The organism is Pseudomonas sp. GM102 (assembly GCF_000282555.1).
Taxonomy (GTDB): domain Bacteria; phylum Pseudomonadota; class Gammaproteobacteria; order Pseudomonadales; family Pseudomonadaceae; genus Aquipseudomonas.
On record NZ_AKJB01000118.1, the window covers coordinates 59,656 to 72,453 of the forward strand.

The 12,798-nt window shown below is 63.2% G+C and carries 10 protein-coding genes; 1 reads left to right on the forward strand and 9 read right to left on the reverse strand.

The genetic code is table 11. The features are described 5' to 3' along the window. Positions 1-62 precede the first annotated feature (62 nt). On the forward strand, positions 63-1,055 hold the full coding sequence (locus tag PMI18_RS03975) for a LacI family DNA-binding transcriptional regulator (protein WP_007906209.1): 993 nt from the start codon (positions 63-65) through the stop codon (positions 1,053-1,055). Between the two features lie 9 nt (positions 1,056-1,064). Here PMI18_RS03975 and PMI18_RS03970 read toward each other — a convergent pair whose 3' ends face one another. The 9 genes from PMI18_RS03970 to PMI18_RS03930 form a co-directional block, all read right to left on the reverse strand. Then, entirely contained in the window at positions 1,065-2,165 is a 1,101-nt protein-coding gene (locus PMI18_RS03970; RefSeq protein ID WP_007906210.1) for a hypothetical protein, read from the reverse strand. Beyond that, positions 2,162-3,370: an MFS transporter gene (locus PMI18_RS03965; protein WP_007906212.1), complete on the reverse strand. Its 1,209-nt coding sequence runs from the start codon at positions 3,368-3,370 to the stop codon at positions 2,162-2,164. Before PMI18_RS03965 ends, PMI18_RS03970 begins: the two co-directional genes overlap by 4 nt. Further along, positions 3,367-4,587, reverse strand: a complete 1,221-nt coding sequence (locus PMI18_RS03960; protein WP_007906214.1) for an acyl-CoA dehydrogenase family protein — start codon at positions 4,585-4,587, stop codon at positions 3,367-3,369. The genes PMI18_RS03965 and PMI18_RS03960 overlap by 4 nt, the downstream gene beginning before the upstream one ends. Next, a complete protein-coding gene (locus PMI18_RS03955) occupies positions 4,581-6,230 on the reverse strand; it encodes a class I adenylate-forming enzyme family protein (protein ID WP_007906216.1) in 1,650 nt (549 codons plus the stop codon). Before PMI18_RS03955 ends, PMI18_RS03960 begins: the two co-directional genes overlap by 7 nt. After that, positions 6,227-8,080, reverse strand: a complete 1,854-nt coding sequence (locus tag PMI18_RS03950) for a CoA transferase (RefSeq protein ID WP_007906218.1) — start codon at positions 8,078-8,080, stop codon at positions 6,227-6,229. The genes PMI18_RS03955 and PMI18_RS03950 overlap by 4 nt, the downstream gene beginning before the upstream one ends. Positions 8,081-8,167: 87 nt before the next feature. After that, positions 8,168-8,440 (reverse strand): MoaD family protein, encoded by a 273-nt coding sequence (locus tag PMI18_RS03945; RefSeq protein WP_007906219.1) that lies wholly within the window; start codon positions 8,438-8,440, stop codon positions 8,168-8,170. A 62-nt stretch (positions 8,441-8,502) separates the two neighbouring features. Beyond that, complete coding sequence (locus PMI18_RS03940) at positions 8,503-8,910, reverse strand: Mov34/MPN/PAD-1 family protein (protein ID WP_007906221.1); 408 nt, start codon at positions 8,908-8,910, stop codon at positions 8,503-8,505. A gap of 19 nt (positions 8,911-8,929) precedes the next feature. After that, complete coding sequence (gene moeB, locus PMI18_RS03935; RefSeq protein WP_007906223.1) at positions 8,930-10,102, reverse strand: molybdopterin-synthase adenylyltransferase MoeB; 1,173 nt, start codon at positions 10,100-10,102, stop codon at positions 8,930-8,932. A gap of 181 nt (positions 10,103-10,283) precedes the next feature. Continuing rightward, on the reverse strand, positions 10,284-12,794 hold the full coding sequence (locus PMI18_RS03930; RefSeq protein ID WP_007906225.1) for an aminotransferase class III-fold pyridoxal phosphate-dependent enzyme: 2,511 nt from the start codon (positions 12,792-12,794) through the stop codon (positions 10,284-10,286). Between the last annotated feature and the right edge of the window lie 4 nt (positions 12,795-12,798).

Below are 12,798 nucleotides of genomic sequence, written 5' to 3' on the forward strand. Positions count from 1 at the left end.
AGTCGCGAGAAGCCCGGACCCTGTGTCATGATTCTGCGTCAACCTGACCGGCCTCGCCTCGCATGACTTCAGTGAAAGACGTTGCACAACTGGCCGGCGTGTCCCTGATGACGGTTTCTCGCGCGCTCAACAACCCGGAAAAACTGAGCCCCGAAACCCTTCTGCGGGTGCGTCGTGCCATTGATGAACTGCAATTCGTACCGAGCCTGTCGGCGCGCAAGATGCGCGGCGACAACCTCCAGTCGCGCACCATCGGTGTGTTCGCGCTGGACACCGCGACCACACCGTTCGCGGTCGAGTTGCTGCTGTCCATCGAACAGACCGCGCAGCAGGCGGGCTGGAATGTGTTCATCCTTAACCTGTTGAGCAACCCGCCCACCGATCAGAACATCGACCTGATGTTGTCGCACCGTCCCGACGGGTTGATCTTCAGTGCCATGGGGTTTCGCCAGGTGTGCATTCCCGAGCGTTTGAAGAGCAAACCTCTGGTACTCGCCAATTGCCTGGCGGATGACAGTCGCCTGGTGAGTTATGTGCCAGACGATGAAACCGGGCAGTATCGAGCCGTACATCACGCGTTGAGCCAGGGCTATCGGCGCCCTCTGTGCATCAATCTGCCCAAACAGAGTCTAGCCTGGGGCTTGCGACAAAAAGGCCTGCAGCGTGCCTGTCAGGCATTTGGCCTTGCGCCTGAGGCACTCCTGCAATACGACCTTTCCGATCATGACGCCTATGGTGAAACCGCAGCCATCCTCGACCGGCACATGATTGAAGGTCGCCCGGAATTCGACATTCTGATTTGTGGCAACGACCGCATTGCCTTTTGTGCTTATCAGCTGTTGTTGGGCCGTGGCCTGAAAATTCCCGGCGACGTCGCGGTGCTCGGCTACGACAACATGATCGGTATCGCTGAACTGTTCATCCCGCCGCTGACCACCGTGCAATTGCCGTACTACGAGATCGGTCGCAATGCGGCCCGGCACTTGATCGAAGCCCTTGAGGTAGAGGGAGCCCACCCGGTTGATTGCCCGTTGGTGGTCAGGGCGTCGCTATGAAGGCTCTGCTCAGATCCAGCGCGGATCGATCTCCCCGGTCCAGGCCAGCAGCGCCGCCAACAGAAAGAAGCTGCCGCAGGCCGATTCGACCTTCTGCTCCAGCGTCGCCGTGGTGCGATAGCAATGGCCGATAAAGCGCCCATTCTCGAAGTCGGCGCTGCGCACGATCGTAGCCAGTAGCTGGCCCGCCTGTTGCCACAGCACCTCAGCCTCGACGGCACCCTCAACCTCGACAACACCCGCCGCCTGCCCCAGCAGGGCCAATGCCGTCATCGCCGCGGCGCACGGGTCGCTCAGTCCCTGGGGCTGATCCAGGCGATTGAGCGGGACGCACACGCCTCGACTGCGCAGCCAGTACTGGCTTGCCCTTTCGGCGTCGCTGCTGAACGGCGCACCGTACAAGCAAGCGCCCGTTCCCAGGCCGAGCATGGCCCAAGCCTGACCCCGAGACCAATTACCCGGATCATCGCCAGCCTGCCATTGCCCCTGATCAAAACGCGCATGGCTGCTCCAGGTACCGTGCGCGCCGGCGCAGGCACGGAAGGATGTTTGCAACTGTTGGCGGCCCAGTCCCAGCAGTCGTGGTTCGGCATTCAGGGCAAACAGCTGCAGGGTCGCGGCCAGCGGATCGATGCTCAAACAGCTGTCACCGTGTTCACCGCCGCCCATTTCGCGGCCGAGGGGGATACAGCCCAGCACTGGATCGAACGCCCAGACCAGACGCTGCACCGCCTCATCCGTCAGTTCCTCGGCCTGGGGATCGGCCAACAGGCGTGCGCCCAACCCGGCGCCGTACCAGAAAATCAGGCTGCGATGATGGGTATCGCTATCAAGCTTGTCCCGCAGCCGCTCGGCGATGCGCCGCGCCTGTTGCAGATCTTCCTGGCGCCGACGGCAATGGGCTCGCAGCCACCACAACCCGGCCCAGAACCCACCCAGCCAGGAGCCGCTGGCAGAGACCTTCCATGCCCCGCTGTCCTGCGTGCAGTACAGGGGAAAGGCCAGGCCACAAGCGGCATCGATCTGCTCCAGTCGCGTGAAGATGGCGTTGATGGCGCGCTGACTTTCAGCGATCTCAAGGGGATGATCCAGAACTTGGAAGTGACTCATTTGACCACCCTCAAGAACGACTCGACTGCGCTGCTTCTGTGGCGTTGCCGAACCCGCGACAACAACAGGCTCAGCAGGCAGCCCACCAGCAACACCCCGATCAGCGCCAGCCAGGCATAGGCAAACCCCCGAGACCCGTTCTGCATCAGCCCGAACAACGGCGGGCCCAGCGCAAAACCACCAAAAAAACCCACCGACAGCAAACCTGCGGCCGGCGCCGGGCTGCCGAAACCCGGGTCGCGCAGGACCATGCTCATGGCAATGGCGTTGGTCGCAACCGCGGTCAGCCCCATGCCCAGAGCCCCGGCCCATAACGGCCAGTGACTGCCCGGTGCGGCCAGGGAAGTCAGCCACAAGGCTAGGCTCGACAGCAGCAATAACACCAGCAGCAGCCAGGACTCATCAATCATGCGCGCGCCCAACGGTGTCAGGAAAATCCGCGCCACAATGCCCATCACGCCGAAGCCGGCGATCAGGCCGCCAATCAACGTCGCCGGCATCCCCTGCCCCGCGGCGAACACCCCGAGAAAGGTCACGAACGACGAGAGCACGATACCCACGCACAACTGCACGCTCATCAACAGCGCCAGCCGACCGTTGGGACGGGTAACAACAAAGCTCAGCGGTTTGCCTTGGTGCTCACGGGGGGCCACTCGCGGCCCGAGAAACGCCAGCAACAAGGCCGGCACCAGCAAACTCGCCAAGGCCATACGCCAGCCGAACGTCACGGCCAAGGTCGGCAGCAACAAGCCGGCAAACAGCGCCGATACCTGCACCCCGGATTGTTTCAAGCCGACCACCGCTGCCTTGTGCCGGGGTTCGACACGCTCGGCGATCAGCAAATTGGTCACCGGGTTGGCCAGCGCCTGGGCAATCCCGCACGCTGCCAGGGCCAGCACCACGCCGACGAATCCCGGCAGACTGGCCAACAAACCATAGGCGCCCACCGTGCTCCAGAACAACAGCGCCATGGCCTGCCGGGTGCCCAACCAATTGACCAGCGGCCCGGCCCACAACGACAACAGCGCGGCAAAACCGAAGGCGCTGGTGATCAGCCAACCCAGCCAATGGGTCGGCACGCCAAGGTCGGCGACGATTAATGGGCCAAGGGTGCCGACGGCGTAAAAGATCAGCATCGGCAAGGCCATGGCTGCGGTCAGTACCACCCGCAACCACCAGCCACGCGGGGCTTTTGGCTCAGTCATCGGCCCGCTCCCTGCGTCACCGACGGCCAGTCGAAATCCAGCCCGGCGTCGCCACAACTGTCCAGCAGTTGCCGGCCGACTGCGCTGATCAGCGCGTCGTCGGTGCCGTCAAGAATGTGCGTAGTGCGTGCGGTGCGGTAAATACCCGACAGTGGCGACAGCTCACTCAGGCCCTCGGCGCCCATGATCTGGATCGCCGAATCCACGGCCTCGCTCAAGGCCTGGGACGCGGCGACCTTGGCGATGTTGACCTCAATGCTGTTGTCCACCCCGGCATCGTGTTTACCGGCCGCGTCCTGCAGCAGCAAGCGGGCGCTGGCGATGGCCTGATAGACCTTAAACACCCGCTGGCGCACCAGCTGTTTATCCACCAGCCGCGCCTGCTGGCCACGGGCCGAGTGGATACGCGCGCACATAAGGTCGAAACAGCGCTGGGCCAGGCCCAGCCAGTGCACCGAGCGCAATATCCGCCCCAACCCCAGGCGTTCGTGCATCAGCGCCAGCCCCTGCCCCGGTTGTCCCAACACATGGCTGGGCGGGACCCGCACCTGATCGAAAGACAGTTCACCCTGGCCAGAGAACCGCCCGAGGATCGACAACGGCCGCTCGACCCGAAAGCCCGGCGCATCACTGGGCACCAGCAACATCGACAGCCCATTTTCCAGCGGGCCGGAACCGGTGCGGGCAATCACCGTGATCAGCCCCGCGCGCTCGGCGCGGCAGATGAACCACTTGCGCCCGTTCAACACCCATTGGCCGTCGACAAACTCGGCGTGGCTGTTCAGGGTTGCCGGGATCGAGCCGATGCTGTCGGGCTCGGACATGCCGTAACTGGAGACCAGCGTCCCCGCCGCCAAAGGTTCGAGAAAGCGCTGGCGAATGTCCTCGCTGGCATGCCGGGTGAGCATGTACAGATCCAGAGTGGCATCGTCACCGAAAATTGCCGGGGCGTACTCGGATCGCCCCTCCTGCTCGGCCACCGCCAGATAGTCGCGCAGGCTGGTGATACGCCCGCCGAGGGCCTGAGGGTAAAAACTGCCCCAAAGCCCGGCCGCCCGTGCCTCGGCGCTGAGTTCGGCCACTCGCCGGGCGGCCTGCCGGGGTTCCGCCGCCAGTTCGGCCTCCAGCGGGATGATGCGTTCGTCGACAAAACGTCGCACCGCCCGGGCCTGCTCCGCGCTGTCCCGGGTGGCGGCCAATGGCTGTGCACTCAACATGCGATGCCCGCCCCGCACTCGAGAAACGCCACTTCGGCGGCCAGGGATTTCTTGTCGATCTTGCCTGCCGGGGTCAGCGGCAGCTGTCGGTAGAAGCGCAGGTACTCCGGCAGTTTGTTGACCTCCAGGCCTTGCTCGCGCAGGTAGTCGGTCAGCTCGCTCAGGGAGAAGCGCGGCGCGCCGTCAAGCAGGGTCACGCAGATGCAAACCCGCTGGCCGAGGTCCGGGTCTGGCACCGCCACGCACGCGACGCTGACCACATCCGGGTGGGCGGTGGCCAGGGTTTCGATTTGCACCGGGCTGATATTGGCACCACCACGGATGATGATGTCCTTCTTGCGCCCGGCCAGAACCAGGTAGCCGTCGGAATCGATGTAGCCCAGGTCGCCGGTATTGACCCAGCCTTCAGCATCGCGATATTGCGCGTCGAGTTCCGGGGCATTGACATATTGCATGGGGCTTAACGGGCCGCGGGCCTTGATTTCGCCGACGCTGCCTTGGGGCAGTTCAATGCCTTGCTCGTCGGAAATCTTGATCGCGCACACCGCCGGGTTTGGCCGGCCGACACTGTAAAACACCACGTCCTGAGCATCGTCCAGGGTGTTGTGACAGTTCACCCCGTCCGCCGAACCATAGAGGCTGATAAAACCGCAACCGAACGCCTCGACACAGCGGCGCACGGTCACTTCATCAATCAACGATCCACCGCAGATCAGCCCCACCAGGCTGGACTTGTCTGCCTGTTCCAGGCGGGCATCGGCGGCGATGCGCTGGAGCATGGTCGGCACCCCGAGAATGTGGGTCGGACGCAGTTGCTCGATGGCCTCGATTGCCGCCCCTACGTCGAACTGCGGCAACACGGCAATCGAGCCGCCGAGCCAGGACAGGCTGCCAAAGGTCGCGGTGGAACCGAAGGACGAGCCCAACGGCACCAGATACAGCCCACGGAAGCTCTCGCCTTCGGGGTGGATGCGCTGCAGGAAACGCCCGCGCCCGCCCACCAGGGCGTTGTGCGAATAGGCCACCAGCTTGGGTTCGGATTCGGTGCCCGAAGACACCAGCAAACGCACCGGCGAGTTGGGGCAAACCTTGGGCAATTGTTCTTCGGTCAACGGCTCGGCCTGGAGCATGTCCTGCAGATTCAGCCAGCCGTCGCGCACGCAACCTTCAACGATCAGCACCCGCAACGACAACAGGCTCGGCCGCAGGGCCTCGATGACCTGGCACAAATCGATGCCGGCATATTCCGCTGGAACGATCACCGCCCGGGCATCGCAACGGCGCACCAGGGCCTGGATGTCGAGGCTGCCGCGTCCCGGTGGAAACGGCGCGACCACCGCCCCCAGGGCCGCGGCGGCGAGGTCGATGGCGCAACTGCGCCAACTGTTGGTCAGTTGATAAGCGACCACATCGCCGGCGACGATGCCAGCGGCGCGCAGGCTCGCGGCCATGCGCAGCGCGGCATCATGCAACTCGCCATAGCTGAGTGTGCCTTCGGGTGAGAGCACCGCCGGTTTCTGCGGCGCATGCAGCGCGTGCTCGCGGAACAGTTGGTAGACCGAACGGTTGGGGTAGGTGCCGTCGCGTTCCCAAACACTGCGAACGTCAGCGGGGACCAGATCAATAATGCCTGCGTTGTTCATCGAAAACTCCAGTGAGCGTTGACCGAGGTGTAGGTATTCACGCTTAAACACGTCTTCAATCGCCTGTCTTGAGCCAGCTGCGACAGGTCTTCTACGGCCACGGAGGCCGGTATGGCGGCGTCGCCCAGCACCTGTTGCCAGGTAGCAGCGGACTGCGACGCCAAGGCACTGCGAATCAGCCCATCACACCCCTCGGGGTCGCTGTGCAGATCGCAGGCGAGGATATTTTCCAGTTGCTCAAGTTGGGCCGGGGTCTGGCAGTCGATCGCCAGCAGCCCGGACAGGGTCGGATACACGCCCTTGAGCAGACTGCTGTCGGCGCAGCCCTCCTCTTGCAATGGCTGCACGCACAGCAGGTTGGCGGCGCCGAGCAGCGAACTGTCGACCCGGACGCTCTGCCCGCTGAGGGCGCGATGCAGCAAGGCGGCGCTGACCCCTTGAGCGGCGACTACTCCGCCCAGCACATCCAGCACGGTGAACAGCGAACCGCCGGGCGTCGCCGAGGCCAGGCCGATCTGTTCGCCAACACCGGACCACGCCTGGACCACGAAGTCGGTGCCCGGCAAGGGCTCGCCCGGACGGTCATGGCCCCAGCCGCCGGCGTAGGCATAGACCAGCCCCGGATTGATCCGCATCAGGTCGGCGCGATCCAGAGCCAGTTCGGCGGCCTTGCCCGGCGCCCAGTTGTGCAGGAACACGTCAGCGTCCCTGACTCGCTCGTACAGCTCTTCGCGGCCGGCGGCGGACTTGATGTCCAGCTCACGGACTTGCTTGTGCCGATTGAGGGCGTCAAAGCGCACCGACACCCCATCGACGCAAGGCGGCATGCCGCGCAGCGGGTCGCCACCGGGCAGCTCGATGCGGATCACCTCGGCACCCAGCAGCGCCAACAGATGCCCGGCGAGCGGGCCCTGGATCCGCCGGCACGACTCGATCACCGTCAGGCCACTCAAGGGCAGTGCTTGCCCATTCAGGTCAGGCAACGCTTTGCCGCCCGCGCTGACCGCATCGAAGGCCCACGGCCCCTGTTCCAGTTGGCCGGGCAGATCGCGGTCAGCCCGACGCTCGGCGAGGCTGCGCACCGGGCACACAGCCATTCCGTTCAACGCGCACAGGGCGCTGATCCGGGCCATGGACAAGCGCGCCAGGGCCTGACGGAACACCGCCGGCATTGGCGCAACAGCCTTGGCATAACGCAGCAGGAAGGCCTTCCAGCCCTGCCCGGCCAGTTCGCCGTCGATGCCCACCTGCGCCCAAAAGCGCCGCCAGGGTTCGGCATCCAGGGTTTCCAGTTCGAAGTGCACGCCGTCGGCCGACACAAAGGGCGGACGATTCTTCGCGCAAGTAGCACCCGGCAATAACCGTTCGGCTTCAGCGCCCGCAGTCGCACCCGCCAGGTACTGGGCAATACCGAGTACCCCGGCCGCGGCCATGGAAGTGGTCACCGTGTTGAAGTCGCCACCGCGCAACTGCCCAAGCGCTGCGGCAAACGCGCCTTGCAGGGCCAGGCTGGCGCTGAGGGTCGAGACATAATCCACCCCCAGCCCTTGGGCCTTGCCGCTGGCCCGGCCATGCACCGACATCAGCCCGCAGGCCGCCTGCACGGTGTGCTCGGTGACGCCCGCGCAGCTGCCGTCGGGCCAGCCATGAATCAGCCCATCGAGCGGTTTCAGATCGGGGTGATGCAGGGTAAAGCTCAACCCCTCACGCACCGAATCATCGACCGTGGCCTGTGGGTTCAGGCCCAGCGCCGTCGCTTGGTAGCGCAGTGACGCGGCCAGTGGTGCGAGCCCGGCCGGTGAAGAGGCAAAGGAGCCGCTGAGGCTACATCCATGTAAAAGACGAGACATAAAACCTACGCCAGAGTGGTTGCATATCGCTGCGCGAACGGCCTCGGGTGAGGTACGCCGCGCAGGCCCGAATCCATCGGCAGGCAATCAGCCACCGGCGACCGCTGGCAGGATGGTGATGGCATCGCCAGCCTTGAGGGTTGTGGCCAGGTTGTCGGCAAAACGGATGTCGTCATCGTTGACGTAGATGTTCACGAAACGATGCACCTGGCCGTCGCCAATCAGCCGTTCCTTAACGCCCGGGTACTCCCGTTCCATCTGTTCGATTACTTCAAGCACCGTACTTCCCTGAACTTCGACGCGTTTCTGATCTTGAGTAAAAGAGCGCAACAAAGTTGGCACAATGACGGAAATCGACATGCAGAACTCCCTGAGCCTTAACAAGGCCCGTGTATTAATTAATTGATCTTTTGTTTAAAGATTCAGCGAACTACATAAATACTTTCTTCGGTAACTTTGCGATTAACGATTCGAAAGCTGCGCACCGCCACATCAATGTCCGGCAAGGTTGAAACAATCACGTAGTGCACCGACGCGTCGCCGGCGTACTGCACATCTTCAGGACTGGGATAGGCCGTGCTGGCGGTATGGGAGTGATAGATCACCCGGCATTCCTCGTCCCGCTCATCCAGTTCACGCCAGACCGCCAGTTGCTGTTTCGGCGCAAAGCTGAAAAAGGTCGGTGAGCGCGCGGCGTTGTCCATGGCGATCAGCCGTTCGGCGGTCCTGGCGCCAGCCGGTGCGGCGATGATGCCGCAGGTTTCCAGCGGATGATCCCGCCGCGCCTGCTCCAGCATGGCCTCCAGCAAGCCGGCACGAATTCTCAACATCCTTGTCCATCGCCTCCGTTCAATAACTCGGCAACGTCGGCTCGACGTCCCGCACCCAGGCCAGTACGCCGCCGTCGAGGTTGCGCACATTGCTGAAGCCCAATTGCTGCAATTCCAGCAAAACAGCCTTGGAGCGCGCACCGGATTTGCAGTGCAGGACCAGGTTGGCGTGCTTGCCGAAACGGGTCTCGATCAGCGCGGCGGTCTTCGGTCCCTTGGGGATGTGCTGGGCGCCCTGGATGCGCACAATGTCCCACTCGGTGCGTTCGCGCACATCGATCAGCAACACATCCTCGCCGCGTTCGCGCAAGGCTTGCAGCTCCCGGGCACTGATGGACGGAATGTCCGAAGGCTGCACGCCCTTGGGCGCTGTCAAACCGCAGAACGCCTGATAATCGCCCAGGGCGGTGATCGGCTGGCGCCCGGGTGATCGGCGCAGCGGCATCTGTCGGTAGGACATTTCCAGGGCGTCGTAGACCATCAGGCGCCCCAGCAGGCTCTCGCCGATGCCGGTGATGAGTTTGACTGCTTCGGTGGCCATGATCGCGCCTATGGAGGCGCAGAGAATGCCCAGCACCCCGCCTTCCGAGCAGGATGGCGCCAGCTCCGGAGGTGGCGGCTCCGGGTACAGGTCACGGTAATTGAGGCCGACATCGCCGGGAGCGTTTTCCCAGAACACCGAGGCCTGGCCTTCGAAGCGGAAGATCGAACCCCAGACATAGGGCTTGTTGGCCAGCACGCACGCATCGTTGACCAGGTAGCGGGTGGCGAAGTTATCGGTGCCGTCGAGAATCAGGTCGTACTGGCTGAACAACTGCACCGCGGTTTCCGGCTCCAGGCGCTGGTCGTAGCGGTTGACCTGCACATGGGGGTTCAGATCCTTGATCGCCGCAGCGGCGCTTTCAACCTTAGATTGACCGACCGTGGCCACCCGGTGAATGATCTGGCGCTGCAGGTTGGACTCGTCCACCCGGTCGAAATCAATGATACCCAAAGTGCCGATGCCAGCCGCCGCCAGATACAACAAGGCCGGCGAACCCAGACCGCCCGCACCGATAACCAGCACTTTACTGCTCTTCAAGCGACGCTGGCCTTCAAGGCCGACATCAGGAATTAACAAGTGTCGGCTGTAGCGGGTTATTTCTTCATTACTTAGGCTTGCAAGTGGTTCTACAAGAGCGGGAAGTTTCATGGCGAATACCTGTTACTGAATGCAACCGATTCTCAGGCAGCAACTTCAATTAATCAATTCAACGGGCCTGCATTTTCATATTCAGAAGGCACGTTTTTGTATGCATTTAAACAATCGCCGGCAACTTATGACGAATAGATGAAAGCCCTCTTTCGAGGGCTTTCAAGGGTCGTCAATAGCGTCAGGCGAGGAAGGTCGACATGTCCTTGCACACAGCGCTGAAAGCCTCGACAAAATGCCGCGCCTCAGCGTCGCTGAGCACCAGCGGCGGCTGGATGCGCATCACCCGGTTGTTGTTGGCGGTGACGAACGTCAGCACCCCATGCTCCCTCGACAGTTTGCTGACGAAGCGCAGCACGAACATCTCCTCGAAGTTTTTCTCCACCTCGCTGATGGCCTCCTCGATATGCCGCTTGGCCTTGCCCGACAGCATGCGATAGGTGCCCGCCGCATTCCCCGGAATACGGCTGGCGAACTCACGCACAAAAGCCTCGACCCCACCGTGGAAGCTGTACTCGAACTCGATGGCGATCATCAGCCCGATGCCCCGCACCTCGCGGATAAACGGATAGCCGCTGACCGCTTCGCGCAGCGCCTCCTTGAGTTGCCCGCCGACCCGCGCGGCATTGCCGGGCAGGTCTTCATCGGCGATCACGTCCAGGGTCGCCAGGGCCGAAGCCGAGGCGAAATTGCCGCCGCCGAAGGTTGAGGTATGCAGGGCGAAGGTATCGATGCTGCCGTAAGCGCGGTCCCACAGCGCGGCGCTGGACAGGGTTGCGCCAATAGGCACGGCGCCGCCGGACAGGGACTTGGACAGCACCAGAATATCCGGCACCACCGCCTCCCATTCACAGGCGAAGAGCTTGCCGGTACGCCCGAGACCGGTCTGGATCTCGTCGAGAATCAACAGGCAGTCATGGGCGCTGCACAGTTCCCGCACCTGTTTCAGATAGCCCGCAGGCGGCAGTATTACCCCGCCCTCGCCCTGGATCGGCTCCAGGATAAAGGCACCGACATCGCCCCGGCTCAAGGCCGCTTCCAGCGCTTCCAGATCACCAAAAGGAATCGAATCGCAGCGCGACAACAGCGGCTTGAACGGGTCGCGGTGTTTGTCGCGGCCGGTCACCGACAGCGCGCCCAGGGTCTTGCCGTGATAGCCGTTGTCGCAATACAGCACCCGTGGGCGCTGCATGGCGGCCATGGCCAGTTTCAGCGCGGCCTCGATCGCCTCGGTGCCGGAGTTGCTGAAGAACACCCGCTCCAGATTGCCCGGTGCCAGCTCGCTGAGACGCTGCGCCAACAGGCTGGTTTGCAGCGGCACCGAGACGTACTGGACGAAAGTCGGATGCTGCTGTTGCAGGTACGCCTGTAGCGCCTGGTTGATCCGCGGGTGGTTGTGCCCGGTATTCAGGCAGCCATAACCGGCGACGAAATCCAGGTAGCGGCCACCATCCAGATCGGTCAGCCAGCAGCCGCTGCCATGGGTGAACACCCGCTCGATATGGTTGAACTGATAGAACTCGCGCAACACCGGATTGATGTGCTCGCCAAAACAACGCAGGGCTTCGGCGCGCAATGCCACCGGAGTATCGACCGGTGTCGGGGCCACGCTGCGCCGATGGAAACGGCGCAAGGCCTGGAAGTCTTCTTCGCGCAACCGCTCGCCATAGGACGCCATGGGTGACGGAGAGAAACCATGCAACTCGGCGATCCGGCCGATTTCCAGCACTCGTTCCTCGGGCAGTTCACGGCCGATGGAAAACGCCTCGGCACGCCCCTCCAGGGCCAGCACCAGGGTTTCCGCCAGGCAGCCGTTGAGGAATTTCTTCGGTGCCAGCCCCAGGGTCTCGGTGCCGAAACGCAGGGCTTCACTGGCCGAAACCAGGCCGCCATCAATGATCAGGATGTCTTTGCGATCATGCTGAAACGGCAACACGTCACGCGGTAAGGCTGCGTCCACCACCACCGAACCCGGCGCCAGGCGATAGGGATCGATCACGCCACCGCTGGACGTCGCGGCGACGTAGAAACGTACCTCGTCGTAACAGCTGTCGATGTCTGCCGTCATGCGCACCTGGCCATGTATTTGCGCCGGCAGATACGCCAGGCTCTCGCGGCCTTGCTCGACACTGCCGCGATGCACCAGGCGCAGGCGGCAACCGTCCCGGGCCAGAAGCTTGGCGATGACCATGGCAATCGAACCCGGGTAACCGACCACTGCCACTTCAGTGTCCGCTGGGGACACCTCCAGGCGAGCCATGGCTTCCAGCACATTCTTGTAGGCGGCGTAGGCCGTGAGCGAGTTGCCGGTGGTCACCGGCACGCCGCTGCGGTCCAGGGTCTGCAAGCCGCGATTGCCGACGATGGCGGTAAAACCACCCAGGCCGACCAATTGCGCGCCCTGCTCTTTCAGGCTTTGCACACCTTCAAGCACGCGCCCGGCAATGGTTCGCGGCTGGCTGAGCATCTGCTCGGCGGTCAGCGGCAGGTAATGCAGGATGCCTTCACAGGTCGCGCCGCTGGCACTGACGATGCGCCCGAAATCGGCGAACGGCACCAGGTTGCGCGGCTGCCAGAGCTGGGCCTGATAACCGCGGTCCTGCTCGGCGAGGGTGCGGTCCAACAGGTCGATGATTTTCACCTGACGTTGCAGGGCGATGGAGGTCGGGTGAGCGATAAAACCGAATTTCATGGGG

Coding starts and splice junctions, on each gene's coding strand:
- PMI18_RS03975 (WP_007906209.1), top strand. CDS start 63: ATGACTTCAGTGAAAGACGTTGCACAACTGGCCGGCGTGTCCCTGATG.
- PMI18_RS03970 (WP_007906210.1), bottom strand. CDS start 2,165: ATGAGTCACTTCCAAGTTCTGGATCATCCCCTTGAGATCGCTGAAAGT.
- PMI18_RS03965 (WP_007906212.1), bottom strand. CDS start 3,370: ATGACTGAGCCAAAAGCCCCGCGTGGCTGGTGGTTGCGGGTGGTACTG.
- PMI18_RS03960 (WP_007906214.1), bottom strand. CDS start 4,587: ATGTTGAGTGCACAGCCATTGGCCGCCACCCGGGACAGCGCGGAGCAG.
- PMI18_RS03955 (WP_007906216.1), bottom strand. CDS start 6,230: ATGAACAACGCAGGCATTATTGATCTGGTCCCCGCTGACGTTCGCAGT.
- PMI18_RS03950 (WP_007906218.1), bottom strand. CDS start 8,080: ATGTCTCGTCTTTTACATGGATGTAGCCTCAGCGGCTCCTTTGCCTCT.
- PMI18_RS03945 (WP_007906219.1), bottom strand. CDS start 8,440: ATGTCGATTTCCGTCATTGTGCCAACTTTGTTGCGCTCTTTTACTCAA.
- PMI18_RS03940 (WP_007906221.1), bottom strand. CDS start 8,910: ATGTTGAGAATTCGTGCCGGCTTGCTGGAGGCCATGCTGGAGCAGGCG.
- moeB (WP_007906223.1), bottom strand. CDS start 10,102: ATGAAACTTCCCGCTCTTGTAGAACCACTTGCAAGCCTAAGTAATGAA.
- PMI18_RS03930 (WP_007906225.1), bottom strand. CDS start 12,794: ATGAAATTCGGTTTTATCGCTCACCCGACCTCCATCGCCCTGCAACGT.